This is a genomic window from Ruegeria arenilitoris (assembly GCF_013032855.1).
Taxonomy (GTDB): Bacteria; Pseudomonadota; Alphaproteobacteria; order Rhodobacterales; family Rhodobacteraceae; genus Ruegeria; species Ruegeria arenilitoris.
This window is the reverse complement of record NZ_WQDA01000002.1, coordinates 356303-381243: the sequence shown is the minus strand read 5'-3', so window position 1 is coordinate 381243 and position 24941 is coordinate 356303. Positions and strand designations below refer to the sequence as shown.

The 24941-nt window shown below is 62.3% G+C and carries 26 protein-coding genes and 1 riboswitch; of the genes, 12 read left to right on the top strand and 14 right to left on the bottom strand.

What is annotated here, in order from left to right:
* Window positions 1-31: 31 nt before the first annotated feature.
* Window positions 32-1768, bottom strand: coding sequence for a hypothetical protein (locus GOW72_RS08040; RefSeq protein ID WP_170366489.1), 1737 nt, complete (start codon window positions 1766-1768; stop codon window positions 32-34).
* A gap of 124 nt (window positions 1769-1892) precedes the next feature.
* Between GOW72_RS08040 and GOW72_RS08035 the strand changes: the two genes are divergently transcribed.
* On the top strand, window positions 1893-2600 hold the full coding sequence (locus GOW72_RS08035) for a thiamine diphosphokinase (protein WP_170366487.1): 708 nt from the start codon (window positions 1893-1895) through the stop codon (window positions 2598-2600).
* Here GOW72_RS08035 and GOW72_RS08030 read toward each other — a convergent pair.
* From GOW72_RS08030 to GOW72_RS08020, 3 genes are read right to left on the bottom strand one after another with little or no spacing between them, the layout of a single operon-like run.
* Complete coding sequence (locus GOW72_RS08030) at window positions 2545-3459, bottom strand: DMT family transporter (protein ID WP_170366484.1); 915 nt, start codon at window positions 3457-3459, stop codon at window positions 2545-2547. The genes GOW72_RS08035 and GOW72_RS08030 overlap by 56 nt on opposite strands.
* A gap of 45 nt (window positions 3460-3504) precedes the next feature.
* Window positions 3505-3921, bottom strand: a complete 417-nt coding sequence (locus GOW72_RS08025; protein WP_170366482.1) for a GFA family protein — start codon at window positions 3919-3921, stop codon at window positions 3505-3507.
* A 25-nt stretch (window positions 3922-3946) separates the two neighbouring features.
* Window positions 3947-5320: an L-serine ammonia-lyase gene (locus tag GOW72_RS08020; protein ID WP_170366480.1), complete on the bottom strand. Its 1374-nt coding sequence runs from the start codon at window positions 5318-5320 to the stop codon at window positions 3947-3949.
* Window positions 5321-5562: 242 nt separating this feature from the next.
* Here GOW72_RS08020 and rpiA point away from each other — a divergent pair, with 242 nt between their 5' ends.
* From rpiA to GOW72_RS07990, 6 genes are all read left to right on the top strand, one after another.
* Complete coding sequence (rpiA, locus tag GOW72_RS08015) at window positions 5563-6348, top strand: ribose-5-phosphate isomerase RpiA (protein ID WP_170358547.1); 786 nt, start codon at window positions 5563-5565, stop codon at window positions 6346-6348.
* A gap of 119 nt (window positions 6349-6467) precedes the next feature.
* Entirely contained in the window at window positions 6468-7826 is a 1359-nt protein-coding gene (gor, locus tag GOW72_RS08010; RefSeq protein WP_170366478.1) for a glutathione-disulfide reductase, read from the top strand.
* 72 nt (window positions 7827-7898) lie between these two features.
* A complete protein-coding gene (gene hflK, locus GOW72_RS08005; RefSeq protein ID WP_170366476.1) occupies window positions 7899-9047 on the top strand; it encodes an FtsH protease activity modulator HflK in 1149 nt (382 codons plus the stop codon).
* Window positions 9048-9050: 3 nt separating this feature from the next.
* Entirely contained in the window at window positions 9051-9947 is an 897-nt protein-coding gene (hflC, locus tag GOW72_RS08000; RefSeq protein ID WP_170338336.1) for a protease modulator HflC, read from the top strand.
* On the top strand, window positions 9947-10141 hold the full coding sequence (locus GOW72_RS07995) for a DUF2065 domain-containing protein (RefSeq protein WP_093962522.1): 195 nt from the start codon (window positions 9947-9949) through the stop codon (window positions 10139-10141). Before hflC ends, GOW72_RS07995 begins: the two co-directional genes overlap by 1 nt.
* 130 nt (window positions 10142-10271) lie before the next feature.
* Window positions 10272-11765 (top strand): Do family serine endopeptidase, encoded by a 1494-nt coding sequence (locus GOW72_RS07990; protein WP_390895962.1) that lies wholly within the window; start codon window positions 10272-10274, stop codon window positions 11763-11765.
* A gap of 243 nt (window positions 11766-12008) precedes the next feature.
* Here the strand turns inward: GOW72_RS07990 and GOW72_RS07985 are convergent, their stop codons facing one another.
* The 5 genes from GOW72_RS07985 to GOW72_RS07965 all read right to left on the bottom strand — a co-directional run bounded on the left by GOW72_RS07985 (window position 12009) and on the right by GOW72_RS07965 (window position 16258).
* Entirely contained in the window at window positions 12009-12677 is a 669-nt protein-coding gene (locus tag GOW72_RS07985; RefSeq protein WP_170337872.1) for a Crp/Fnr family transcriptional regulator, read from the bottom strand.
* A gap of 131 nt (window positions 12678-12808) precedes the next feature.
* A complete protein-coding gene (locus GOW72_RS07980; protein WP_170338344.1) occupies window positions 12809-13414 on the bottom strand; it encodes an inner membrane-spanning protein YciB in 606 nt (201 codons plus the stop codon).
* A gap of 17 nt (window positions 13415-13431) precedes the next feature.
* Window positions 13432-14334, bottom strand: a complete 903-nt coding sequence (locus tag GOW72_RS07975) for an EamA family transporter (protein WP_170366474.1) — start codon at window positions 14332-14334, stop codon at window positions 13432-13434.
* A 79-nt stretch (window positions 14335-14413) separates the two neighbouring features.
* Window positions 14414-15565 (bottom strand): signal recognition particle-docking protein FtsY, encoded by a 1152-nt coding sequence (ftsY, locus tag GOW72_RS07970; protein ID WP_170366472.1) that lies wholly within the window; start codon window positions 15563-15565, stop codon window positions 14414-14416.
* Between the two features lie 57 nt (window positions 15566-15622).
* Window positions 15623-16258, bottom strand: a complete 636-nt coding sequence (locus GOW72_RS07965) for a lysoplasmalogenase (RefSeq protein WP_170366470.1) — start codon at window positions 16256-16258, stop codon at window positions 15623-15625.
* A gap of 127 nt (window positions 16259-16385) precedes the next feature.
* On the opposite strand from GOW72_RS07965, the gene GOW72_RS07960 reads away from it, so the two are divergent.
* Window positions 16386-16778 (top strand): hypothetical protein, encoded by a 393-nt coding sequence (locus tag GOW72_RS07960; protein WP_170366468.1) that lies wholly within the window; start codon window positions 16386-16388, stop codon window positions 16776-16778.
* A gap of 13 nt (window positions 16779-16791) precedes the next feature.
* Here the strand turns inward: GOW72_RS07960 and xseA are convergent, their stop codons facing one another.
* Window positions 16792-18285: an exodeoxyribonuclease VII large subunit gene (xseA, locus tag GOW72_RS07955; RefSeq protein WP_170366466.1), complete on the bottom strand. Its 1494-nt coding sequence runs from the start codon at window positions 18283-18285 to the stop codon at window positions 16792-16794.
* A gap of 74 nt (window positions 18286-18359) precedes the next feature.
* Between xseA and purD the strand changes: the two genes are divergently transcribed.
* On the top strand, window positions 18360-19622 hold the full coding sequence (purD, locus tag GOW72_RS07950; RefSeq protein WP_170366464.1) for a phosphoribosylamine--glycine ligase: 1263 nt from the start codon (window positions 18360-18362) through the stop codon (window positions 19620-19622).
* A 79-nt stretch (window positions 19623-19701) separates the two neighbouring features.
* On the opposite strand, the gene GOW72_RS07945 is transcribed toward purD, so the two are convergent.
* The gene (locus GOW72_RS07945) at window positions 19702-20448 is read right to left on the bottom strand and encodes an FG-GAP repeat domain-containing protein (protein WP_244952361.1); all 747 of its coding nucleotides are present in this window, start codon (window positions 20446-20448) and stop codon (window positions 19702-19704) included.
* A gap of 32 nt (window positions 20449-20480) precedes the next feature.
* Window positions 20481-20804 (bottom strand): 2Fe-2S iron-sulfur cluster-binding protein, encoded by a 324-nt coding sequence (locus tag GOW72_RS07940; protein ID WP_093962514.1) that lies wholly within the window; start codon window positions 20802-20804, stop codon window positions 20481-20483.
* Window positions 20805-21066: 262 nt separating this feature from the next.
* Between GOW72_RS07940 and GOW72_RS07935 the strand changes: the two genes are divergently transcribed.
* The 3 genes from GOW72_RS07935 (at window position 21067) to GOW72_RS07925 (ending at window position 22773) form a co-directional block, all read left to right on the top strand.
* On the top strand, window positions 21067-21381 hold the full coding sequence (locus GOW72_RS07935) for a hypothetical protein (RefSeq protein WP_093962513.1): 315 nt from the start codon (window positions 21067-21069) through the stop codon (window positions 21379-21381).
* A 102-nt stretch (window positions 21382-21483) separates the two neighbouring features.
* A complete protein-coding gene (locus tag GOW72_RS07930) occupies window positions 21484-21921 on the top strand; it encodes an OB-fold nucleic acid binding domain-containing protein (RefSeq protein WP_170358563.1) in 438 nt (145 codons plus the stop codon).
* A gap of 39 nt (window positions 21922-21960) precedes the next feature.
* Window positions 21961-22773 carry a class I SAM-dependent methyltransferase gene (locus GOW72_RS07925; RefSeq protein WP_170366462.1) on the top strand — a complete coding sequence of 271 codons (813 nt, stop codon included), beginning with the start codon at window positions 21961-21963 and terminating at the stop codon, window positions 22771-22773.
* A gap of 49 nt (window positions 22774-22822) precedes the next feature.
* Here the strand turns inward: GOW72_RS07925 and GOW72_RS07920 are convergent, their stop codons facing one another.
* Together GOW72_RS07920 and GOW72_RS07915 are read right to left on the bottom strand one after the other, a co-directional pair.
* Complete coding sequence (locus GOW72_RS07920; RefSeq protein ID WP_342355358.1) at window positions 22823-23641, bottom strand: Hint domain-containing protein; 819 nt, start codon at window positions 23639-23641, stop codon at window positions 22823-22825.
* A gap of 378 nt (window positions 23642-24019) precedes the next feature.
* Window positions 24020-24718: a glutathione S-transferase N-terminal domain-containing protein gene (locus GOW72_RS07915; RefSeq protein ID WP_170366460.1), complete on the bottom strand. Its 699-nt coding sequence runs from the start codon at window positions 24716-24718 to the stop codon at window positions 24020-24022.
* 105 nt (window positions 24719-24823) lie between these two features.
* A riboswitch (SAM riboswitch) is annotated at window positions 24824-24901 on the top strand.
* Window positions 24902-24941: the final 40 nt, after the last annotated feature.

Genomic DNA, 24941 nt, shown 5'->3' with positions numbered 1-24941 from the left:
CCGGCCTGTCTTGGGCAGTTGGGGGGTCTTGTCAGCCCGCGGCGCGCTTGTCGTCGGGGCGGAAGCCGATCTGGTTCGAGGCGGCAAAGCGCCCTCCGCCGGCTTTTTCGATCTTTCCATCGCGCAGAAGCTGGCCGAACGAACGCAAGCTTTCTTCGCGGTTGAACTCATCCTGCTTGAGTGAACGCACCTTGTTCATCAGCTGCGGACGCGAGAACTGCTCCTGACCTTCGATGAAAGACAGGTAGGCCGCCGCCGCCTCCAGCAGGTCGGGCAGGGATTGTGCGCCCTGCTCCTGAGCGAAATGGGCAAAGCCGCCTTCTTCGGATGCGTCGTCGTCTTGTGCTGCGATCACGCGGCGCGGGGTAACCGGACCGGCGTCCGCGTCCTGCGTATCGATGCGCTGCTCGGCCACCAGCTTGAGCGGCGCGGCCGTATCCGACTCGGGGCGCATGCTGGTGACTTGGATTTCGGGACGACGGGGGCTGACGACCGAGGCCAGGTCTCCACGATATTTCTGGTTTTCGTCCTCATCCGCATCGCGGGCCTTGCCGCCTTCAGCTTCGGTGGCTGCTACAGCTGTGCGCAGGTGGGAATAAGTTTCCCGCTTGTCCGAAGTGGCCGGGTCGTCCATTTGGGCGTCGGCCTTCTCCATCAGGCGCAACACGTCCGAGTCCACGTCCTGAGGCTTGTTTGCGTCGCGTTTCGAGCGCGCATCCATTTCCGCTTCGATTTCCGAGATCTCACCCAGGATGCTCTCTTCGTCTTCGGCAGTCAGGACGCCGTCTTCCGCGAGTTCAGAGACTTCCTCATCGGCATCTTCGGGCTGATCACCCAGAATGTTGAGGATATCGTCAGCCTCGGGCTCCGAGTCGGTGTCCTCTTCAAGATCAGCAAAGAGAATCTCGGACGAGGCTTCTTCATCACTGGCGGCCTGGTCGTCTTCGGACGTTTCTTCCGCCGCGGCTTCCTCAGCCTCTTCCAGATCAGCTTCAACTTCCGGAGCATCCTCGGCGCCTTCATCAGCCTCCGCTTCGACTTCCGATGCTGCCGAGAATTCTTCTTCCGCTTCGAATTCGACCGCGGCCTGAGGTTCTTCCTCGGCCAGGTCGACAAACGGGTCCGTGGGCTGTTGTGTGGCTTCTACCGGAGCATCTTCCTGCATCACCTCTTCAGTTGCATCCAGATCTTCGGGGCTGAGCGCTCCGGCTTCGAATGCGGCCGAGATGGCGTCAATCTGGGGCTCGGGCGAGGCTAGAAAACCGCTGTCTTCGTCTTCGCTGTAGGCGGGGGGCGTCTGGTCATTATGCGAGACGACCGCGCGGATGCGCTGCAGCTTGGCGGCGATGCTGTCGGCGCCTTGGGGGGCTGCGGATTCGACTGGCTCGGCATCGGCAAAGAATGCGGCAGCACCAGCCGCCGGTGCTGTGTCGACCACGCTCAGGTCCGGGCTGGCGGGCGCCGGTGTGCTGGCTGCGGGTGCGGGTTGTTGCGGGGCCGCATCATGGGCTTCATCCGTGGCGCGCAGCAGCAGTCCGGTGTCGTTCTGCTTGGCTTCCACACGGCGCGAAGCGTCACGCTGAGCGATACGGGTCAACATTTCTGCGTCTGGTTGCGGAGGCTCGGAGCCGAAATACCTGTCATCCGCAGCAAGATCGCGGAAGTATTCGGCAATCGCCTTCATCGTCTCAAAGGAATCGTCAAAGCCTTCCAAAGTGCATGAGAAGGTTCCGTAGGAAACGGTCAATACCTTGTTGTTCTGTACCATCAGACGCACGTCCTCTACAAACTACACAGAGCCAACCCGCGCGACGCTGGGCGCGTCTGTCAGCTCGAACCTGTTCTAAAGAACCTATCATTTTGTGGTCTCAATGTGTCCAAAAGCGGGAAAAATGGTCAATCTTGGAAAAAACGGCGAAATTGTTCATTCCAAAAGACCAATTGCCCTGTTCGGAGGAGGGGAAATCGGCCCCGATGACCTGAATCTGGCGCTGAATCGCGTCAACGGCGCTGTTGCTGCGGATGGCGGGGCCGCCGCGTTGATCGATTCGGGGCGCGTTCCGGATGCGGTAATAGGCGACTTCGATTCGTTGGAACGCGCCTATCTTGCACGGATACCAGAGGACCGTTTGTTTCCGATCCGGGAACAGGACAGCACTGATTTCGACAAGGCCTTACGCAATATCCGCGCGCCGCTGGTCTTGGGCGTCGGGTTTCTCGGAGGTCGGCTGGACCACCAACTGGCGGTGCTCAATACGCTGGTTTGCCACCAAGACAGGCCGTGCGTCCTGCTGGGCGCACGCGAAGTGGTCTTTCACGCCCCGCCCAGCATATCACTGTCGCTCACGCCGGGCGACACAGTGTCATTGTTTCCATTTCAGCGGGTAACCGGACGCAGTTCGGGGTTGGAGTGGCCGATCGACGGTCTGGTACTTGAGCCGGACGGACGGGTCGGAACATCGAACCGTGCGCTGGCTCAGGTTACCCTCGAGGTCGACGGACCCGGGTTGCTGGTCATGGTGCCGCGCGACGCTCTTGATGCTGTCATGCGGGCGTTTGCGTCGGAGCAGACCGGGCGCTGGCCCGCTCCCGCAGGATGACATAAAGCCCGGCCGCGATCGTGATGGCGATCCCCAGGGACGCCAGGCCGTTTGGCAGATCGTGAAAGATGAGCCAGCCGATCAACGTCGCCACCGGAATTTCCAGATACTGCATCGGCGCCAGCGTTGCCGAAGGCGCGAACCGCAGCGCCCATGTCATCAGCAGATGTGCCACGGTTCCCAGAACTCCGATCGCCAACAGCAACCAATGAGCGTTGTCTTGCGGCAGGGTCAGTGCCAGATCCGGAAGACCTGTCAGAGCCCCGATCGCAAGCACTGGAGCCAGGACCGCGGTGGCCAGCAGCCCTGACACGGCCTGCAGGGCAATTGGATCGGTTTCTTTGGCAATCTGCCGGGTCACCAGCATGAACAGGGCAAAGACGACAGCCACGATCAGCGGCAAAAGGGCAGGAGCACCAACCTCGGCAAAGCTGGGCTGGATGACCAGCAACGTGCCAGCAAAGCCGACAATGCAGGCGATCAGACGACGATGCCCGACTTCTTCACCCAGCACATACTTGCCCAGCAGCAGCATGATGAATGGCATGACAAAGGCGATGGCGACGGCATCGGCCAACGGCAGATACTGCAGCGCACTGAACATCGCGGCTATTCCGACAATGTGCAGCAGAGTGCGCAGCACGGTCAGCCGCAGGACGCGCCCGCGCATTCGCCAGGTTCGACCCGTCAGCGCCACCAGCGGGATCAGGATGGCCGCCTGCACCGCAAAACGCACCAGCACAAGAACGCCAAGCGGAGTGGTTTCTCCCAACAGCTTGGCCAAGGCATCGCCAAGCGGTGCAAGCACGCAGAAACCAAGCATCAAAACGATGCCGAAGACGGGACGATCCTGTGTCATGGCCGCGACGCTAGACGTTTCCCGAAGAATGGGAAAGGCCCGTCGTCAGTTCTCGGGCAAGGGCTGCACCTTTGTGTAGTCCGGGCCGATGCAAGTGGGCAGCCCGTCACCCAGTTCGAGCCACGTCAGTTTCTCTTCATAGGCGACATGAAGCGTTGGCCGCAGGGCTTCGGGGTTCTCCAGTGTCGCTACATAAAGGTGCAAAACGTCGGACATCGTAGTGGATCGGAACGAGATCGGTGTTCCGCAATGCGGGCAAAAGCTGCGCTCGACACCGGGGGAAGAGTTGAACCGCTTCGGTTCCTCTCCGGTCCAACGCCACTGACCGTCGTGCACCCCAAAATATGTGGTCATCGGCGCGGCACACTGGCGGCGGCAGCTGTCACAATGGCAGGAAACACAAGACAGGACCGGAGGGTCGACCTCGAACCCGATTCTGCCGCACAGGCAATGTCCACGCATTGAGTTGCCCTCCCGGTTTGATCCCTCAGCAGTTTGGCACGTTGACGGCCAGACCACCCAGCGAGGTTTCCTTGTACTTTTCGTGCATGTCATGGCCGGTCTGGCGCATGGTCTCGATCACCGCATCCAGCGGCACGAAATGCTGCCCGTCTCCGCGCAGGGCCAGCGACGCCGCCGAAACCGCCTTGATCGCGCCCAGCCCGTTGCGCTCGATGCAGGGAACCTGCACCAGCCCGGCGACCGGGTCGCAGGTCATGCCCAAGTGATGCTCCAGCGCGATCTCGGCGGCGTTTTCCACTTGTTCCGGTGTGCCGCCCATCACTGCACAAAGACCCGCCGCGGCCATTGCGGCCGCGCTGCCGACCTCGGCCTGACACCCGGCCTCGGCACCCGAGATCGAAGCGTTGTACTTCACCAGCCCGCCGATGGCGGCGGCGGTCAGCAGGAAATCCTCGATATGGCTTTCTGACGCGCCTGGAACGTGGTCGAGGTAATAGCGCAGCACCGCCGGCAGCACGCCCGCAGCGCCATTGGTGGGGGCGGTGACGACCTGGCCCCCGGCGGCGTTTTCCTCATTCACCGCCATCGCATAGACGCTCATCCAGTCGTTGATCGTGTGCGGCGCGTTCAGGTTCATGCCGCGCTCGGCCATCAGCGCGTCGTGTATCGCCTTTGCCCGGCGCCGCACCTTGAGGCCGCCGGGCAGGATGCCTTCGGTGCTCAGCCCGCGCTCGATGCAGGCGTTCATAACCTCCCACAGGCGGGCCGTGCCTTTCGCGAAACTGTCGGCGCAGCCGCGCGCGATCTCGTTGGCGCGTTTCATTTCGGCGATGGTCTTGCCGCTGCTGCGCGCCATTTCCAGCATTTCGGCGGCGGTCTTGAACGGGAAGGGCACGGGCGGGCCGTCATTGGTGTCCTTGCCTTCGGCCAGTTCCTCTTCGGTCAGGACAAAGCCGCCGCCGACTGAGTAATAAACCTGCCGCAAGATCACGTCGCCCTGCGCGTCGGTGGCCATCAGGATCATGCCGTTGGCATGGCCGGGCAGGGTATTGTCGTAGTCGAAGATCAGATCGCTCTTTGGGTCGAACTGAAGGGTCGGCAGACCCTCGGGTGTGACAGTGCCGGTTTCGGCAATTGCGGCCAGTGCCGCTTCGGCACGGTCGTGGTCATAGCTGTCGGGGACAAACCCAGCCAGCCCCAGGATCGTGGCGCGGTCCGTGGCGTGGCCGACGCCGGTGAAGGCCAAAGATCCATGTAGAGACGCGCGCAAGCCAGCGAATTCGAATGGCGAAGCGCGCATCAGACCGAGGAACCGCGCGGCCGCCACCATCGGCCCCATCGTGTGGGACGAGGATGGGCCAACGCCCACTTTGAACATATCGAAGACGGATAGAAACATGTCTGGTCGCTGAGCCTTGTGGCGAGTTGGCGGCCGGGTCGTTTTGAACTGCCCGAACCGCTGGGAAACTGTATGCGCTTTATTTACACAACCGAGCCGAGCACTGAAGATTTGATTGCGACGTTTCCGATGGGAAACGCGTATTCGTGTATCGATTATTGCGCCGGTCCCGCGGATTTTGGGCCTCGCAGTCGGGCAGGGCTTTCCGTATAAGTTCCCCAAAGAACTGAGGGGAAGCCGCAATGACAGCAGAGTTGTCACCCATCGACCGGGCCAAGAGTGTCGCCGCCTATCGCGCGGCCGAGATGGTCGAAGACGGGATGCGCGTGGGTCTGGGTACCGGATCGACCGCGGCATGGTTGGTGCGTCGTCTGGGAGAGCGGGTGCGGGACGAAGGTCTGCGGATAAAAGGCGTTCCGACGTCGACGGCTACGGCGCAGCTTGCGCGCGAGGTCGGGATCGAGGTTGTTTCGCTGGATCAGGCGGGTTGGCTGGACGTGACGATCGATGGCGCCGACGAGTTCGACGGCGAGCTGAACCTGATCAAGGGCGGCGGCGCGGCGTTGCTGCAGGAAAAGATCGTGGCCACGGCTAGCGACCAGATGATCGTGATCGCCGATGCAGGGAAAGAGGTCGAGGCGCTGGGCGCGTTCCCGCTGCCGGTCGAGGTCATTCCCTTTGGCTGGCAGACCACGCGCACGCTGATCGAGGAGTTGCTGGACACGATGGACGTGCTGGGCACGTCGGCGACCCTGCGGATGAACAGCGAGGCGCCGACCGTGACGGATGAGGGCAATCACATACTCGACTTGCACCTGCAACGCATCGGCAACCCGAGGCAACTTGCACTGGTGCTGAACCAGATACCGGGGGTGGTCGAAAACGGGCTGTTCATCGACATCTGCGACAAGGTCGTGATCGGCCACGGCGACAGCCGGGTCGAGCTGCGCGATTTCAACAGCGGAACGATCGAGCTGGATCGGTTGGGCGACGAACACGACAACCTGTTTTCGGACCTGGCCGACTGAGCCAACAGCGCACCCGGCTTCACAGCGGTGTGCGATTTCCGGGCCAAGGGGTTGGCACGATCATTCACGCCCCCAAATACTCAGGGCAATTTCAGGCAGGCTGACAAAAGGAACGCGGCATGAGCTTTGACTATGATCTTTTCGTCATTGGAGGCGGCTCGGGCGGTGTCCGCGCGGCGCGTGTGGCGGCGGGCGAAAACGGCGCCAAGGTCGCGCTGGCCGAAGAGGACCGCTATGGCGGAACCTGCGTGATCCGCGGCTGCGTTCCCAAAAAGCTGATGGTGTTCGCCAGCGAATACGCGGGAATGGTCGAGGACGCTCGTGCCTATGGTTGGGATATTCGGCCGGGCGCTTTCGACTGGCCGCAGTTCCGCGGCAAGCTGCATGCCGAACTCGACCGGCTGGAAGGCATCTATCGCAATATCCTCAAGAACAACGGCGTCGAAACCTTTGACCAGCGCGCGAAACTGCTCGATCCGCATACGGTCGAGCTGGCTGACGGAACTCGAAAGACCGCCAAGCACATTCTGATCGCCACCGGCGGGCGCCCCGTGGTGCCCGAATTCCCCGGCTCAGATCTGGCCATCACCTCGAATGATATCTTCCACCTTGAGAAACTGCCCGAGACCATGCTGATCGTCGGTGGCGGCTATATCGCCTGCGAATTCGCCGGGATCATGAACGGCATGGGCGTCAAGACCACGCAGTTCTATCGCGGCGCGCAAATCCTGCGGGGTTTCGACGACGAGGCGCGCGGCCTGATCTGCGAAGAGATGTGCCAAAACGGGATCGATGTGCATCTGGGCACCAATGTGCTCGAAATGAAAAAGCAGGGCGACAAGATCTGGGTCAAGGCGACCAACGGGTCTGAACAGCTGTTCGATGTGGTTATGTATGCCACGGGCCGGGCGCCGAATGCCGATGATCTTGGCCTTGAGGCGCTGGGCGTCGAACGTGGCCGCAAAGGGCAGATTGTCGTGGACGAATACAGCCAGACCGCGGTGCCCTCGATCTATGCCATCGGGGACGTGACCGACCGGGTAAACCTGACGCCGGTCGCCATCCGCGAGGGCATGGCCTTTGTCGAGACCGTATTCAAGGGCAACCCCACCCCGGTGGATCATGAGCTGATCCCGACCGCGATCTTCACCCAGCCCGAGATGGGCACCGTGGGCCTGAGCGAAGAGCAGGCCGCCGAGCAGGAGCCGATCGAGGTTTACGCGACCTCGTTCAAGCCGATGCAGAAGGCGTTCGCAGGCGGCACGCAACGAGTGTTGATGAAGCTGATCGTCAGCCAGGCCACCCGCAAGGTGCTGGGCTGTCACATTGTCGCCCCCGGCGCGGGCGAAATGATCCAGTTGGCGGGCATCGCGGTCAAAATGGGCGCGACAAAGGAAGATTTCGATCGCACGGTTGCGGTTCATCCGGTGATGGCCGAAGAACTGGTAACCATGCGGCAACCCGTGCGTACCGCTTGATTTGCAAGCGCGCGCACACAGGTTACAAGTGATCCCGTAAGCACACGGGCCAAAACAAGGGAAATGAAACACATGGCGGGCAACAGCGGAGGCCCCTGGGGGGGCGGAGGCTCATCCGGTGGCGGAGGAAACCGGGGAAACAATGGGGACGGGCGACGCCCGCCCGAAGGCGACGGGCCGCAGATCCCCGAGATCGACGAGTTGATGAAAAAAGGCCAGGAGCAGCTGCGCGTGCTGATGGGCGGGCGCGGCGGCGGTGGACGAGGCAGCAACGGATCCGGCCAGGGCGGCGGTGGCGGCCCGGCGATCACCAAAGGCACCATCCTGTTGGGCGGGGTTGCCGCCTTGGTTCTGTGGGGCTTTGCCAGCGCCTATACGGTCAAGCCCGAAGAGCAGTCGGTTGAACTGCTATTCGGTCGCTTTACCGGAATCGGCACCGAAGGTCTGAACTTTGCCCCGTGGCCTGTTGTCACGGCCGAAGTCATCCCGGTGAAGGTCGAACAGACCGAAACCATCGGATCTGGCGGTCGCGGTTCGGACGCCGGTCTGATGCTGACGGGCGACGAAAATATCGTCGATATCGATTTCCAGGTGGTCTGGAATATCTCGAATCCTGCGGACTACCTGTTCAACCTGCGCGACCCGAAACAAACTATCCAGGCCGTGTCTGAGTCGGCCATGCGCGAGATCATCGCGCAGTCGGACCTCGCGCCGATCCTGAACCGCGACCGTGCTATCATCGCCGAACGGCTTGAGGAACTGATCCAGTCGACTCTGGACAGCTACAACTCGGGTATCAACATCGTCCGTGTGAACTTTGACGGCGCCGACCCACCGGAACCGGTAAAGGATGCCTTCCGCGAGGTTCAGTCGGCTGGACAGGAACGCGACCGGCTGGAGAAGCAGGCCGATGCCTATGCGAACCGGGTTTTGGCCGGCGCGCGTGGTGAAGCCGCGCAGGTGCTGGAAGAGGCCGAAGGCTATCGGGCACAGGTCGTGAACGAAGCTCAGGGTGAGGCCAGCCGGTTTGGCGCGGTTCTCGAAGAATACTCGAAAGCTCCGGATGTGACCCGCAAACGTCTGTACCTTGAACGGATGGAGCAGGTTCTGGGCGACGTGGACAAGATCATCTTGGATGACAGCGCAACAGGCCAGGGGCAGGGCGTCGTGCCTTATCTGCCGCTGAACGAACTGCGCCGCAACTCGGGTGAGGGGAACTAAGACATGCGTAAATCAACCTTTCTCCTACCTGCCATTTTCGTGGTTATTGTGATCGCCCTCTCAGCGATCTTCATCGTGGACGAGCGTGAAAAAGCGCTGGTTCTGCAATTCGGTCGCGTGATCGACGTCAAGGAAGACCCGGGCCTGGCCTTCAAGATTCCGGTCATTCAGGAGGTCGTGCGCTACGATGACCGTATTCTAAGCCGCGAGGTCGGGCCGCTGGAAGTCACGCCGCTGGATGACCGCCGCCTGGTGGTCGACGCCTTCGCGCGCTATCGGATCACCGATGTGCGGCAGTTCCGTGAGGCCGTGGGTGCCGGTGGCATCGACACAGCGGAGCAGCGTCTGGATTCGATCCTGCGCGCCAAAACCCGCGAGGTTCTGGGTTCGGTAAGCTCGAATGACATTCTCAGCTCGGACCGGGCGGCGCTGATGCTGCGCATTCGCAACGGCGCGATCGCCGAGGCCCGCGATCTGGGCCTTGAGGTGATCGACGTTCGCCTGAAACGTACCGACCTGCCGCAGGCCAACCTCGAAGCGACCTTTGCCCGGATGCGCGCCGAGCGGGAACGCGAGGCGGCCGACGAAGTGGCGCGCGGTGAAGAAGCTGCACAGCGGATCCGTGCCCAGGCTGACCGGACCGTGGTCGAACTGGTCTCCGAGGCCCGCCGTGAGGCGGAGATCGTTCGCGGTGAGGCTGATGCCGAACGGAACGCGATCTTTGCCGAAGCCTATGGCAAGGACCCGGAGTTCTTCGAGTTCTACCGCTCGCTTTCGGCCTATGAGAACGCTCTGAAAGGCGGCAACAGCTCGCTGGTGCTCAGCCCGGATTCCGAGTTCTTCAACTACCTCGGATCTCCGCAAGGCCGTTCGGCGCCCGCCGCGCCGGCCTCCCAATAATGGGTATGATCCTGCTGGCCTTCGGGCTGGTGTTGATTGTCGAGGGGCTGGCCTATGCGCTGGCCCCTTCGCTTGTCGAGCGGATGCTTGAGGCGTTGCGCAGCATCCCCGAACCGGCCCGCAGACTGGTCGGACTTCTGTGTGTGGTCAGTGGCTTCGTCCTGTTGTGGACGGCCAATCGGCTGGGGTTTTGATCGGTTGGAGTAAACTGGCAGTGAATTCCTCGACTTCCCGAGTTGCGGGCGGTCACAAACTGACTACATTGTTTCCCAGCAAGCTGCTCAGGCAGCCACCAACATAACAATGTCGACAAGGAGAGACCAAGTGCAGGCAGTAGCACGCAGTGTATCCGTCCGCCGGGACGATGTGGTGACGATGGCGCGGCTTTTGTGGCTGGCCTTTGCCGCGGTTTCCCTTTTGTTGCTCCAGACGTTGGCTGCACAGGCCCGTCAGGAAAGCCTGGCGCCGCTGGTCAACCGGATCAGCCCGGCCGTGGTCAACATCACCACGACGACCCTGATCGAGGGGCAGTCGGGCGCGCAGGGGATCGTTCCCGAAGGGTCCCCCTTCGAGGACTTTTTCCGCGAGTTCCAGGACCGCAATGGCGACCAGGACAATCGCCCGCGCCGCAGCAATGCCTTGGGATCGGGGTTCGTGATTTCCGAGGATGGCTACATCGTCACCAACAATCACGTCATCGCAGAGGCGGATGAAATTCTGATCGAGTTCTTCCCCGGCGATGGTCAGCCGGTAAAAGAGCTGCCGGCCAAGGTCATCGGAACGGATGAGAAAACGGACATTGCGTTGCTCAAGGTCGAGGCGTCGGGTCCGCTGAAATACGTCACTTTCGGCGACAGCGACACAGCGCTTGTAGGGGACTGGGTGGTTGCCATGGGCAACCCGCTGGGGCAGGGGTTTTCGGTATCTGCCGGGATCGTGTCGGCGCGCAATCGCGAGCTCAGCGGTTCCTATGACGACTATATCCAGACGGATGCGGCCATCAACCGGGGCAACTCGGGCGGTCCTCTGTTCAACATGGACGGTCAGGTCATCGGTGTGAACACCGCGATCTTGTCGCCGAATGGCGGGTCGATCGGTATCGGGTTCTCGATGGCGTCGAACGTGGTGTCCAAGGTTGTCGATCAGTTGCGGGAATTCGGCGAAACCCGCCGCGGCTGGCTGGGTGTCCGTATTCAGGACGTGACCGAGGATATGGCCGAGGCGATGGGCCTGGACAAGCCGGGCGGCGCGCTGATCAGCGATGTGCCGGACGGCCCTGCCAAAGAAGCGGGTCTGCTCGCAGGGGATGTGATTCTCAGCTTTGATGGTGTCGAAGTGAAGGACACGCGTGGATTGGTGCGGCAGGTCGGTGAGACGCCGGTCGGCAAGTCCGTGCGCGTGGTCGTTCAGCGGGACGGCAGCACTCAGACCGTGCTTGTCACTCTGGGGCGTCGCGAGGATGCCGAGCGTGCGGAAACCGGCGATGATGATGGTGCGGAAGAGGCGCCGCTGGACGAGAATGCAGACATCCTTGGCCTGACGATTTCGCCGCTGACCGACACGTTGCGCGAAGATCTGGGTCTGGACGCGGACGCAGATGGTCTGGTTGTGACGGATGTGGATGAGGCCTCCGAAGCCTACGCCAAGGGCCTGCGGGCAGGCGACCTGATCACCGAGGCTGGTCAGCAGAAAGTGTCGTCGATCTCCGATCTCGAGGATCGGATGGACGAGGCTCGGGAGGCTGGGCGCAAGTCGCTGCTGCTGCTGGTGCGCCGCGGTGGCGATCCGCGCTTCGTCGCGCTGAGCCTCGAAGAGTAGGACAGCCAGTTTGGTCAACATGATCGGCCGGGGCAGATGCTCCGGCCGATTTTCGTTTTGGCTGCATGAATCAAAAAAGAGCCACACGCCGGGGAGGCGCGTGGCTCTGGTGCAGGGAGATGCCAGTGGACAGATATCGGGGATGATACTCTGGCACCCTACGGTAACAATTCATTACCTAATAGAAGCGAATCCCGTTGTATGTGAAGCGGATCACATCCGGGTCATTTTCCGGGCAGCAGGTCAGATCAGATCGGATTCGGCGAGTTGGCGCAGGGCGTCAAAGTCGTGGATCTGCAGCCCACCGCGTGAAGCCTCAACCACGTTCGAGCGTTTCCACGTCGAGATCGTCTTGGATACCGCCTCGCGCGTCGCGCCGACGAATTCCGCTAGCTCGCTCTGCGACAGGGCGATGCGTTCGGACGGCGCGTCCTGCTGGTTGGCCAGAAGCAGAAGCTTTCGCGCAAGTCGCACAGGCATCGGCAGGAACACCTGCTCGTTCAACTGCGCCCCCATCCAGCGCATGCGCAGTCCGGCCAGCCGGATCATGTCCTCGGCCAGTTCGGGGTGCTTGCGGATTTGTTCCATCAGATCCTTGCGGCGCACGCGCAGTACACGCGACGGCTCGGCTGCGGTGATGGTGGCGGTGCGCGGGCCGCTGTCGAAGAGGGCGATTTCACCGAACACTTCGCCCGGGCGCATCAGGCTGAGCGCCAACTTGCGCCCGCTCATGGCCAGGAAGGACACCTCCAAAGCGCCTTCCAGCAAAGCGTAGAGGGCGTCCCCCTCGTCGCCTTGTTCGAACAAGACCTCGCCGCGGTCCAGCGAGACAGAAGTGGCTAGCGCAGAGAGCATATCACGAAGCCGGTCTGAAGCTTCGGACAGGAACCCGCTGTTCGGAAAGGCGGTCATGGAAGACACGGTTCTCCGGATGAGTGGTGTGGGTGGTTTCCCAGCTTTCCACAGCTTTGGAGCTAAGCCAAGGATTTTATCCGGTTTTCCGAAGGTTTCCCCAAGGTTCGCCGGCCCGTGTCAGGGACGCGTTACTGCTTGTCCGGATCGTCCATATAGCTTTGCAGGATGCTGAATTGCAGCATCAGGAACCCCATCAAAGCGATCGGGAACCCAAAGGTTTCGATCTTGACCCACAGATCGGTGGACAGGGTGCGCCAGACCAGTTCATTGGCCACGGCCAGAACGGCGAAACAGGCGCACAGGCGGCGGGTCAGGATCATCCAGCCCTCGTGGCGCATGGGCAGCATTTCGTCCAGCACATAGGCGAGGTAGGATTTGCCTTGCAGCAGGCCGATGCCCAGCATCAGCGAGAAGAACCCGTAGACCAGCGTGGTTTTCATCTTGAAGAACCGCTCGTCGTTGAACCAGGCGGTCAGGCCGCCGAAGAAGATGACCATGATGGCGGTGAAGATCTGCATCCGGCTGAGTTTGCCGGTCAGATACCACAGGACGCCCATCGCCCCCAGCATCAGCGGAACGAAAATGATGGTGGCCACGATGAAGCCGGAATATTCGGTGCCGCCGATCAGAAAGCTGTCGTCGCGCAGGCGCAGGTAGATGAAGAAGAAGGCCAGCGGTGGTCCCAGTTCCAGCACCTGTTTCAGAAACGGATTGATCTCTTTCTTGTCTGCCATGCCTGTCGTCCTGCTGTTCACCCGCCCATTTCAACTATTACCGCGCCCAATGCAATCAATGCCATCAGGATTATGCGCCGAGGCCCCACGGTCTCTTTCAGGGCCAGCCAGCCGATCAGGGCGGCAAAGACGGTCGAGGTTTCGCGCAGCACCGCGGCTTCGCCGACCTTGTCCAGCCGGGTGGCCAGCATGATCGCTCCGAAAGACATGGGGGCGATCAGCCCGCCTGCAAGCCCCCGCAGCATCAACGGCCCGATTGCCGGACGGTGAATCATCGCCCGCCAGCGCAGGAAGGCGTAGATCGGCATTGTCGCCCCGTCGATCATGAAGAACCAGGCCAGAAAGGTGAACGGATCGGCCGTGGCGCGGATGCCGTAGGCGTCATACGTGGTGTAGAGCGCCACGAAGAGGCCGGTTGCAACCGCAAGGGCCAATGCGATGCCTAAAGTCTCGCGGTTGGTTTCCAGGAAGCGGAAATTGTAGGCGGCCAGCCCGAAGATGCCGGTCAGCAGCACGGCAACGCCCAGCCATTGGGTGGGCGAGAAGGTTTCGTTGAACAGAAGATAGGCGCCGATGACGGTGAACAGCGGGCCGGTGCCACGCACCACCGGGTAGACCACGGTGTAGGACCCCTTGGTATAGGCCATCGCCTGCAGCGTCTTGTAGGCGACATGGATCAGCCAGACCACGGCGAATATCGGCCACATGAAAGGTTCGGGCCAGGGCACGACGAAGAACGCAAAGGGTGCGGCCATCAGGCAATAGCAGGCGTCGATCGCGCCGCGCGACAGCCAGGGGTCGTGCCGACCCTTCTGCAGCGCGCCGAACACCGCATGCAGAAAGGCCGCCATCAGGGCGAGGCCAAGGGCCAGCCTGTGCCCGGCCTCGGTGCCTTCGAGGGAGATCAGCCAGTCGCTCACGCTGCGGGTCTTTCGCTGGTGGAGAAGCTGGGGGTTTTCCACCCCCAGACCCCTGAGGATATTTGGGGCCCGATGAAGGTCAGTTGCTGTCGAGCCCGGTCAGGGCGGCGGCGAATTCCTCGGGGTCGAAGGGGGCCAGATCGTCGATCTGTTCGCCGACGCCGATGGCGTGGATCGGCAGGCCGAACTTGTCGGCCAGCGCCACAAGCACGCCGCCCTTGGCCGTGCCGTCGAGCTTGGTCATCACCAGGCCCGAGACATCGGCCAGCTTGCGGAAGGTTTCCACCTGGCTGAGCGCGTTCTGGCCGGTGGTGGCGTCGAGCACCAGCAGGGTGTTGTGGGGCGCGGTTTCGTCGATCTTGCGAATGACGCGGACGATCTTGGCCAGCTCCTCCATCAGGTCGGCGCGGTTCTGCAGGCGGCCGGCAGTGTCGATCATCAGCAGGTCGGCGCCGTCGGCCTGCGCCTTGGTCAGGGCGTCGAAGGCCAGCGAGGCAGGGTCGGAGCCTTCGGGCGCGGTGAGGACGGGAACTCCGGCGCGGTCGCCCCAGACCTGCAGCTGTTCCACCGCGGCGGCGCGGAAAGTATCGCCTGCGGCGATGACCACCTTTTTGCCGGCGGCCTTGAATTGGCTGGCCAGCTTGCCGATCGTCGTGGTCTTGCCCGAGCCGTTGACGCCCACCACCAAAACCACCTGAGGGCGCTTGGGGTAGAGGGGCATCGGTTTTGCGACCGGCTCCATCACGCGGGCGATTTCCTGCGCCAGCAGTTGCTTGATTTCCTGGGTCGAGAGTTTGCGGCCATAGCGCCCCTCGGCCATGTTGGCGGTGACGCGCAGGGCGGTGTCGACACCCATGTCCGACGCGATCAGCAGTTCTTCGAGCTGTTCGAGCATGTCGTCGTCCAGCGTGCGGCGCACCACCGGCCCGGCATCGCCGCGACCGAAGAGACGCCCGATCAGGCCCTTGGATTGCGCCTGTTCCGGCAATTCCGGCGGCGGCGGGGCGGGCGTCGGATCGGTCGGCTCGGGCGAGGGTGTCTCGACCGGTTGCGGCGTGGGCGCGGGTTCGGGGATTTCCGGGACGGGTTGCGGCTCGGGCTCAGGCTGGGGGATCACCGGGTCAGGGGCGGTAGTTTCTTCGCCGCCGTCCTCGACGATTGCCTCAAGCCCCTGTTCGAGGCGGGACGAGGATTTGAACAGCCGGTCCTTGAGCTTGGTAAAAAACGCCATCTTGGTCTCCGCAGGTATTCCCTTCACCTAATGCGGAATGGCGGCAGTTGCAAAGGGTCAGGTGAAGGCGAGGAAAAAGCCGAACTGCGCACCCCAGTAGAGCGGCCAGACCAGATAGGGCGCCAGTCGCAGGGCCGGGTGGCCAGGCGGCAGCAGGAACCTTTCGGTTGCCAGGATCAGGTCCGAGGCGATGAAGGCCATCGCGGCCGGCAGCGCCCATCGCAGCGCTCCGGCCTCGGGCAGGGCCAAAACGGTGATGCCCATGCCCAGAATGATCGGGACATAGGCCAGGACCGGTCCGCGCAGATCACCGGCCCGAGGGGCCAGCAGCGTGGCCATCACGATGCCCAGAATGACCAGCGTCCAGGCGTATCCGGGTTTGTTCAGGATCAGGTCGGTGTCGCTTGACGGATGGGTCAGGAACAGTGCGATGTAAACCAGATGTCCGGAGGCGAACACCCCGATGCCTGCCATGAAGGTGCGGTCGGTTTCGCGCGACAGAAGGGCGTCGCCCAAGGCGCAGAGTGACAGCGCGAGGATCAGAAGCAGAGGGCCGGACTGCACCGCTGCCTCGACCGCCAGCAGGGCGACGCTGGCGGTTTTCAGCGCCGTGCGTAGCAGGCTGGCCGGACGGGTCGTCAGGGCCAGGTAGGCCAGGGCAAAGGCCAGCGCTGCGAGTACGAGTATCGTCATGTCCTGCCTTCCGATGGCACCGATGCAATGCAGTGTCGCCGCGAACTGAGTTTACGCTCAACCCATAACGTTGGGGCAGGGCGTTCCAAGATTGGCGCGCGGCCGTGGCATCTGCCAGAATGAAACGATGTGGATACGTTCGTTGATTCTCGGAACTTTGCTGGCTCAGCCGGTCGTCGCGCAGTCTTTGTCAGGGGCAGAATTCGATGCCTATACACGCGGCAAAACCCTGTTCTACGGCTTCGGTGGAACGACCTATGGCGTCGAACGGTATTTGCCCAACCGGCGCGTGGTCTGGTCGTTTTTGGATGGCGACTGCAAGGAGGGCATCTGGTACGAACAGAACGGCCAGATTTGCTTTGTTTACGAAGACCGCCCCGATCCGCAATGCTGGGTCTTTACCCGCTCGTCCCAGGGACTAATCGCGCAATTCGAGGGCAACCCCGAAGCCACCGAACTGTACGAAGCAGCCGACGTCGACGAAGATATGATCTGTTACGGGCCCGAGATCGGCGTCTGAACATTGGCCTTCGTCAGAACAGAGATCCTTGATCCGGGGCTGGTGGCTTGGACGGTTTCTTGGCGGTCGGGGTCGTCCCGGACAGCGGTACGGTCTTCAGTTCTCCATCGGCAAACTTGATGGTCAGAGCAGCGTGCTTGCTGGCTTGCGCCTTTGTGGTGACCACGCCGCTTTCGGAATGCACCACGGCGTAGCCGCGTTGAAGCGTGGCTTTGTAGCTGAGCGTCTCGCGCAACCGGTCAGTCGCATCCAGTTGCTGGCGGAGCCGGTCCACCCGCAGAGTCTGCGCGGCCGTCATGCGCTGGGCCAGTTGGTTGACTCGGTCGCGCTGCTGCTGGATGTCGCGTTGGATCGGGCGGATCGACAGGCGCGAGGACAGGTTGCGCAGCGTGTCGCGCCGCGCGGCCACGAGGTTGCGCAACGTTGACGGGCGCAGGTGCCCCGACAGTTCCACCACCTGCAAGCGGCGGTTCTGCACACCGCGTTGCAACGCAGGGGCCAGACGATCTGCAATCAGGTCCAGTCGCTGGCGCGGACCGTCCAGCAGGGTCTCGGGGCGCGGCAGGGCGCGCGACAGATCGCGCAGGCGTTGCGCCCGGCGTTGTACTGCGTCGGTGGCCGCGCGGGACAGACGCGCGCCCTGTTCGCCGGTCCAGGCCAGCAGCTCCATCCGCACCGGCACCGCCAGTTCGGCGGCGGCTGTGGGGGTCGGCGCGCGGCGGTCCGAGACATAGTCGATCAACGTGGTGTCAGTTTCATGTCCCACCGCCGAGATCAGCGGGATCTCGGACGCGGCGGCCGCGCGGGCCACGATTTCCTCGTTGAAACCCCACAGATCCTCGATCGAGCCACCGCCACGGGCGACGATGATCAGGTCGGGGCGGGGCAGTGCGCCGCCGGGTGTCAGGCGGTTGAAACCCTGGATGGCGTTGGCGACCTCGGCCGCGCAATTGGCGCCCTGCACGGCCACGGGCCAGATCAGCACCTTGCGCGGGAAGCGGTCGCGCAGCCGGTGCAGGATGTCGCGGATCACCGCGCCCGAGGGCGAGGTGACGACGCCGATGATCTGCGGCAGGAAGGGCAGGGGTTTCTTGCGCTCGGGCGCGAAAAGGCCCTCAGACTCGAGCTGTTTCTTGCGTTTTTCTAGCAGCGCCATCAGCGCGCCTTGCCCGGCTACGGCCACCTCGTCGACGTTCAGGTTGTATTTCGACTGCGCGCCGAAAGCGGTCAGGCGGCCCGTGACGACGACTTCGAGCCCCTCTTCGGGCACCACCGACAGGCCCGCGATCTGGCCTTTCCAGGTGGTGCAGGCCAGCACGTTCCGGTCGTCCTTGATGTCATAGTACAAATGCCCCGAGCGCGCCTTAAACACGCGCCCGACCTCGCCCCGCACGCGGATTCGGCCAAATGTGCCTTCCAGCGTGCGTTTCACCTCGCCCGAGATCTCGGACACGGAGTATTCGGGGGTATTCTGGCCGGGAATCGGATCGTCAAGCAGGTCGGACATTTCAGCGCCTTGTTTCGATTGCCCGCGCAGCTTAGAACGCCGCGCAGGCAAGGCCAAGCAGATCGGAGACTTTCATGAACATCCTCATTCTCGGCAGCGGCGGGCGCGAACACAGCCTGGCTTGGGCGGTGATGCAAAACCCCAAATGCGACCGCCTGATCGTGGCGCCGGGCAATGCCGGGATCGCGCAGATCGCCGATTGCGCGGCACTGGATATCGAGAATGGCGGCGCTGTGGTCAGTTTCGCCGAGGAAAACGCGATTGATTTCGTGATCATCGGCCCCGAGGCGCCCTTGGCCGCCGGGGTGGCCGACCGGCTGCGCGAGGCGGGCATTCTGGTGTTCGGCCCCTCGGCCGAGGCGGCGCGGCTGGAGGCCTCGAAGAGTTTCACCAAAGAAATCTGCGATGCGGCCGGTGCGCCCACTGCGGCCTATGCCCGGTTCACCGAGGCCGAGCCCGCCAAGGCCTATATCCGTCAGCAGGGCGCGCCGATCGTGGTCAAGGCCGACGGTCTGGCCGCGGGCAAGGGCGTGATCGTGGCGATGGATGAGGCGACCGCGCTGGAGGCCGTGGACGACATGTTCGGCGGCGCTTTCGGCGGAGCCGGGGCCGAGGTGGTGATCGAGGAGTTCATGGACGGCGAAGAAGCCTCGCTGTTCGTACTGTGTGACGGCGAGAACATACTGTCGGTCGGCACCGCGCAGGACCACAAGCGCGTGGGCGAAGGTGATACCGGTCTGAACACCGGCGGCATGGGGGCCTATTCTCCGGCTCCGGTTCTGAGCCCCGAGGTCGAGGCCCGCGCGATGGGCGAGATCGTGCGCCCGACGATGGCCGAGATGGCCCGGCGCGGCACGCCGTTTCAGGGGGTGCTGTATGCGGGGCTGATGATTAAGGATGGGCAACCGCGGCTGGTGGAATACAACGTGCGCTTTGGCGACCCGGAGTGTCAGGTGCTGATGATGCGGTTGGGGGCGCAGGCGCTGGACCTGATGCATGCTGCGGCCGAGGGACGGTTGGACGAGGCGCGGGTCAACTGGGCCGACGATCACGCCTTGACCGTGGTGATGGCCGCGCAGGGCTATCCCGGGGCATATGAAAAAGGCAGCGTGATCCGGGGGCTGGATGACTTGCCCGAGGACAGCAGCTATATGGTTTTTCACGCAGGCACCAAAGCGCAGGACGGGCAGATTGTGGCCTCAGGGGGCCGGGTTCTGAACGTGACGGCGCGCGGAGCAACACTGCAGGAGGCGCGTGACAACGCTTATGCGATGGTCGAGGCCATCGATTGGCCGGGCGGCTTCCATCGCCGCGATATCGGGTGGCGGGCGCTTTGACGGTTTGAGGGCCCGCTGGTAAATGGGGGCTCGGCCGGCGGCCGCACCTTGGGATTTCTTGACCAGATGAATCCCCGGATCAGCAGTTCAGAGCGCTCATAAGGGCTTGTCGGTTTTTCAACGGGCCAAGATCCTGGGTTTGCCAGCCGCCATCGTAGCGGACGGCATTGATCCGGCGCCAATCGCCGCTGGCGACGATCAATTCAGGTTTGCCGTCGCAGGAGCGAAGCCCGCCTGAAATGAAATCCTCTCCGATCCGGTGGTTGGTCAGGCCGGGGAGCGCGGCGATTTCCGTCAGTCGGCCGTCTGAAATGCGCCAAATGCGCAGGGTCTTGGCCAGGTGGGGACGATCGACATAGGCAATTTCGATATTTCCGTCGCCGTCTAGGTCTGCCGCTCCGACCGGAGCTAGCCAGCGGAAACGAGTGCCGATATGCGGTGTCGCCGCCATGCGGCCCTGTGGGCCGTAGATGGCAAGCCGAGCGCCCTGTCGTGCGTCACTCTCCACCGCGATGACTTCTGGAAGACCGTCGCCCGTGACGTCGATCACGCGGGGCGCGAGGTCTTCGAACACCAGATGATCGGGCAGCGTAAAGCTGCGGCGCTTGCCATCTGAAAGCGTGAGTTCAATCGAACCCCATTCGATCTGGTCACCCAAGACGCCGTGGGGATAGCGGGTGGTCGGATCCGTGTAGCGGGCGGTCGCTATGGTTTCGGCGGCCAAGGCAGGACCCGCCAGCCACAGGCACACAGCCATCAGCGCGCCGCGTACGTGGCACGGCCAAAAGCGCACCGCCGGACGCGGCGCTTTGAAGCCGCAGCGCATGCCGCCGGACGAGCGGGGCATGCGTCGTCGCATCAGATCTGCTTTTCCGGCATCTGGACGACCAGCCCGTCCAGTTCGTCAGTCACCTTGATCTGGCACGTCAGACGCGAACGGGCCGGGTCGGGCTCGTAGGCGAAATCCAGCATGTCTTCTTCCATGTCGTCCTTGGCAGGCAGTTTCTCGACCCAATCGGGATGGATGTAGACGTGACAGGTCGAGCAGGCGCAGGCGCCGCCGCAATCGGCCTCGATGCCGGGAATGTTGTTGTCACGGGCGCCTTCCATGACGGTCAGGCCGTTGGCGACCTCGACAGTGTGTTCGGTGCCGCCATGCTCGACATAGGTGATCTTTGCCATTGCTCGCGTCTTCCTTCTGCGGTGTTCAGGTTCCTCATTAGTCAAGGGATTTAGGTCTTTCCAGTGCCATTTGCGACCAATCGGGGCGTGATCGGGCAAACGGTCCGTCATTGTCGCCCAAATTCCACGCGTTCGCGCCGCAACCGAGTGGTTTGACCGGTTTATTCCATCAAAGGTTGAGGCTCGGATAGCGGTTTCGATTGTTGCGTGCATGGATTTGTGTTCTGGTCGTGTGACCGTGATTTGATAAGGGAGTGAGCAGATGCCGTTGACGGTTCAGGACGCAAAGATTGTGGTTGGGATGAACGAGCGGGGCGATGCCGAGCATGACATTGCCGCGTGGTTTGGCGAAAGCCAGGCGAAAATCGTGGAGGTGATCGACGGGATCAGCCATGGTGCATTGGCAGCAGCGAATGACGATGAGCTTCATCCGGTCGGAGCACCGGGCCCCAAGGCTCTGCGGTTGCGCAGTGACGTTTTGCGGGCGCTGGATGCGTTGGACGGGGATGACCTGGCCAAGGCCAAGGCGGTTCTGCGGGAAGGTTTGGCCACGTTCAACGCGCATGACGCCAAGTGACCCTTGTCTGCGCTGCGGTCGCGCGTAGCGCATGACCTTTCTGGCTGTGGTTTCGGTCCCCTGCATCTGGACATTCAGGGCATTTGTTCTATTTTTGTTCTTATGCGTATCGCATCGACACCACAGCCCAGTTCGGGCCGCCCATGGCCCAGACCACCGGCTTGCCTTCCAGCCGACCGACTGGACGACCCGCCCGAGGGTGCGCGGGTTGCTGTGGCGGGATTGGTGATCCTGCGGCAGCGGCCTGGTACGGCCAAAGGGGTGATCTTCATCACGCTCGAAGACGAGACCGGCATCGTGAACGTGATTGTCTGGCGCAAGATCTATGAGCGGTTCCGCCGAGCGGTGATCTCGGGGCGGTTGCTGCGGGTAACCGGGCGGATGCAGCGGGCCCATGCGGTGACCCATGTGATCGCGGAAGAGATCGAGGACATATCGGGCATGCTGGACCTGCTGGTGCGGGGTGACGGGGCGGATGCCTACCGGCCCCAGCCGACTGCAGAGCACAATGAGTTCGCCAAAACGCGCAATTTCGGCTAGTCTTTTGCATCATGCGGTTGCCGGGGGGGGGGAGCGCAGATGTCAACAAATTCGGCTGGTTTCGTGGGCAATATTCCAAGTCATTACGACGCGGGGTTGGGCCCGAATATCTTCACTGACTACGCAGACAGACTTGCCGCCCGTTGCGCCGAAGAGCCGGTGGCCAAGGCCATTGAACTGGCCGCGGGTACGGGGATCCTGAGCCGCAAGCTGTGCGATGTGCTGCCGAGCGAGGCCCAAGTTCTGATCTCGGACCTGAACGCGCCCATGCTGGAGGTTGCAAAGGCCAAATTCTCGGCGGCGGACAACGTCGAGTTCGCGGTCGTCAACGCGATGGATCTACCGTTCGAAGACGGCGCGTTCGACCTGATTACCTGCCAGTTCGGGGTCATGTTCTTTCCCGACAAACCCGCTTCGTTCCATGAGGCGGCGCGGGTGCTCAGACCGGGTGGGCGCTATGTTTTCAACGTGTGGAGCCCGATGTCCGAAAACCCGTTCTCGCAGGTCGCGCACGATGTGGGGGCGCATTTCTTTCCGCAGGATCCGCCGGGATTCTACAAGGTACCGTTTCACTATGGTGACCCCGAGGCCGTCCGGGCCGATCTGAGGGCCGCAGGCTGGACGGATATGGAACACGAAACGATCCGGTTGACGAAGACCATCGTCAACCCGGAAGCCTTTGCCCACGCTCTGGTTTTTGGAAACCCGTTGGTCGATGAAATACGAGAGCGCGGCGGCGTGGATCCCACGGACGTGGCCGCGCGGATGTTCTCTGAATTGAAGCGCGTCTTTGGTCCGCAGGGCATGACGATGCCACTGTCAGCGACCACGTTCGTCTGCCGAAAGACCTGACGGTAGCTCGCGCACAATCCGACCCGGGTCAGAAAAAACCCAATGACGATCAGGCCAACAGCGCCTGACCGTTCTTGAGGTGACGCGAAATCAGACCGCGCTGCTTGTGACCTTTTGGAATCAGGGCGGCTGGCCGCGGTTCAAAGCCGGGGTCCTCAAGCTCGGGGAACAGGGCCAATATCTCGGCGCGAGCCGCCTCGGGGATGGATTTCAGCGCTTCGGGACCGGCGAACAGGCTTTCGCTTGGGGTGTCGTTGGCAAAGATGACCTGATGCGTGTCGAAAAGAAGGTGGAAATAGCAAACGGACTCCGTGGCACAGACCCGGTCAATGCCGTCCAGCGGCAGCAGCGACTTGGCCGAAACCAGCACCTCGTTGGTGTTGAACATGCGCTGCGCGATCTTTGACCGCACCAGAATGCGGTGCTGGGGTGAAACGATCAGGTCCTGTGTTGGCAGCCCTGCGCAGAGCGCGCCGGCGGAAATCCGGATTGGAACCAGTTTCGGATTGGCGGAGAAGTCGACGCTGTCCAGCTCACGGCGCCCGATCCAGCGGATCGGTTCATAGCTGCCGGCGTAGGTCAGAACCAGATCTCCGACCGACAAGTCTTCGATCCTTGTTGTCCCGTCCTTGGTGGTGATCAGTGTGCCGGCGGTAAAGCATGGGACATTCGAAATCGGCGATGCCTGACCATCACTGCTGCCGGCAACCTCATAGGTCGTACCGGGCGTTGGCAGGACGGGGCCGCTGATGCCGACATTCACGCCATCGATGCGAATGACCCAGAACGTGTCGCCGGAGGTTGTCGTAAAACCGAACTCAAGCTCGACCTGATCGCCGGGCTGAAAGGTCTGTCCGTTGATCGTCACCGCCTGGCTCAATACCTGGTCGTTGTTGGCCGTACTGGGCGACGACCCGTCGCCGGGCGTGTCGATGTAACCGTCCGAAAACAGCTGGCTGGCCGTGCCGTCGTCATCCTCGACGTTGATGACGGTCAGCGCTGCACCAGCATTCAGGGAAAAGGTCGTTCCGACAGGATAGCCGACAGTGTTGTTCGTCGATGCGCCGGTCCATTGGTCGAACCCGTAAATCGGAACCGTGAAATTGAATGTCGCTAAACCTTAACTCCTTGTTACCGCTTGTAGTTACAGAACGGCCAACGCGCAATTCAACTGTCGTCAGGGTCTTGATGCAGAAAGAGGTGCGATACGCTCCAAGTTGCCTGAAATTTCAGCATTTGGTGAACGCTACCGTTTGAACAGAACGTTCTGCGCGTCTTTGCTGCGATGGTCTCCGCGCAGCTCGGCATGCAGGGCACGTCCCGCCTGAACTCCGGGGCGGGCTCCCACGGTTTCCAGCCACCGGGCAAAGTGGGGCTTGTCCTCCAGCGTCTGCTGTTGACCCTCCCACAGGCTGGCCCAGCCCCAAATCGACATATCGGCGATCGAATAGAAGTCGCCGGCAACATACTCGTTGTCGGCAAGGCGCCGGTCCAGAACGCCGTACAGGCGCGCAACCTCGGTGCGATAGCGGTCCTTGGCATAGGGCAGGTCCTGCGGTGGCTCCAATTGGGGGGCATATTTCAGAAAGTGGTGCGCCTGTCCCGCCATCGGTCCGACGCCACCCATCTGCCACATCAGCCATTCCTCGACCGCGATCCGGTCACGCTCGGTCGACCCATAGAACCGGCCGGTCTTGCGGGCCAGATACATCAGGATCGCGCCGCTTTCGAAAACCGAGATCGGTGCGCCATCCGGGCCGTCTGGGTCGACGATCGCAGGCATCCGGTTGTTGGGCGAGATTTTCAGAAACTCGGGCGCGAACTGATCGCCTTTGCCGATGTTTATGAGGTGGGTCTGGTAGGGCAGCCCCATCTCCTCAAGGGCAATGGATACTTTCCAGCCATTTGGCGTGGGCCAGAAATACAGGTCGATCGGGTGTGTCATGGGGCCTCCGTGTTGCGGGACGATCATGAGCCATTCGCCGCAAAGGGCAAGTGCGCGGTGGATGTCGCGGCTTGACGCCCGCGCGCCCGAGGCGTATGCGAAATCCAGAAACCACGTGGCGATTTGTTACCGGATTGCGGGCCACGCTAAACAACACCGCTAAAAGGTCAGGATGAAAGACCCCTTTCGCTTGACCGCGTCTGGGGTTTTTTTGATTTGCCCT

Excerpts from the sequence above, each read along its gene's own strand:
- GOW72_RS08030 (WP_170366484.1), bottom strand. The coding sequence starts at position 3,459 with ATGACACAGGATCGTCCCGTCTTCGGCATCGTTTTGATGCTTGGTTTC.
- GOW72_RS07945 (WP_244952361.1), bottom strand. The coding sequence starts at position 20,448 with ATGCGCTGCGGCTTCAAAGCGCCGCGTCCGGCGGTGCGCTTTTGGCCG.
- GOW72_RS07940 (WP_093962514.1), bottom strand. The coding sequence starts at position 20,804 with ATGGCAAAGATCACCTATGTCGAGCATGGCGGCACCGAACACACTGTC.
- GOW72_RS08025 (WP_170366482.1), bottom strand. The coding sequence starts at position 3,921 with ATGCGTGGACATTGCCTGTGCGGCAGAATCGGGTTCGAGGTCGACCCT.
- gor (WP_170366478.1), top strand. The coding sequence starts at position 6,468 with ATGAGCTTTGACTATGATCTTTTCGTCATTGGAGGCGGCTCGGGCGGT.
- GOW72_RS08035 (WP_170366487.1), top strand. The coding sequence starts at position 1,893 with ATGGTCAATCTTGGAAAAAACGGCGAAATTGTTCATTCCAAAAGACCA.
- GOW72_RS07995 (WP_093962522.1), top strand. The coding sequence starts at position 9,947 with ATGGGTATGATCCTGCTGGCCTTCGGGCTGGTGTTGATTGTCGAGGGG.
- GOW72_RS07925 (WP_170366462.1), top strand. The coding sequence starts at position 21,961 with ATGTCAACAAATTCGGCTGGTTTCGTGGGCAATATTCCAAGTCATTAC.
- GOW72_RS08020 (WP_170366480.1), bottom strand. The coding sequence starts at position 5,320 with ATGTTTCTATCCGTCTTCGATATGTTCAAAGTGGGCGTTGGCCCATCC.
- GOW72_RS07930 (WP_170358563.1), top strand. The coding sequence starts at position 21,484 with ATGCGTATCGCATCGACACCACAGCCCAGTTCGGGCCGCCCATGGCCC.
- GOW72_RS07985 (WP_170337872.1), bottom strand. The coding sequence starts at position 12,677 with ATGACCGCCTTTCCGAACAGCGGGTTCCTGTCCGAAGCTTCAGACCGG.
- GOW72_RS07980 (WP_170338344.1), bottom strand. The coding sequence starts at position 13,414 with ATGGCAGACAAGAAAGAGATCAATCCGTTTCTGAAACAGGTGCTGGAA.
- rpiA (WP_170358547.1), top strand. The coding sequence starts at position 5,563 with ATGACAGCAGAGTTGTCACCCATCGACCGGGCCAAGAGTGTCGCCGCC.
- GOW72_RS07960 (WP_170366468.1), top strand. The coding sequence starts at position 16,386 with ATGTGGATACGTTCGTTGATTCTCGGAACTTTGCTGGCTCAGCCGGTC.
- xseA (WP_170366466.1), bottom strand. The coding sequence starts at position 18,285 with ATGTCCGACCTGCTTGACGATCCGATTCCCGGCCAGAATACCCCCGAA.
- GOW72_RS07935 (WP_093962513.1), top strand. The coding sequence starts at position 21,067 with ATGCCGTTGACGGTTCAGGACGCAAAGATTGTGGTTGGGATGAACGAG.
- hflK (WP_170366476.1), top strand. The coding sequence starts at position 7,899 with ATGGCGGGCAACAGCGGAGGCCCCTGGGGGGGCGGAGGCTCATCCGGT.
- GOW72_RS08040 (WP_170366489.1), bottom strand. The coding sequence starts at position 1,768 with ATGGTACAGAACAACAAGGTATTGACCGTTTCCTACGGAACCTTCTCA.
- GOW72_RS07965 (WP_170366470.1), bottom strand. The coding sequence starts at position 16,258 with ATGACGATACTCGTACTCGCAGCGCTGGCCTTTGCCCTGGCCTACCTG.
- hflC (WP_170338336.1), top strand. The coding sequence starts at position 9,051 with ATGCGTAAATCAACCTTTCTCCTACCTGCCATTTTCGTGGTTATTGTG.
- ftsY (WP_170366472.1), bottom strand. The coding sequence starts at position 15,565 with ATGGCGTTTTTTACCAAGCTCAAGGACCGGCTGTTCAAATCCTCGTCC.
- purD (WP_170366464.1), top strand. The coding sequence starts at position 18,360 with ATGAACATCCTCATTCTCGGCAGCGGCGGGCGCGAACACAGCCTGGCT.
- GOW72_RS07915 (WP_170366460.1), bottom strand. The coding sequence starts at position 24,718 with ATGACACACCCGATCGACCTGTATTTCTGGCCCACGCCAAATGGCTGG.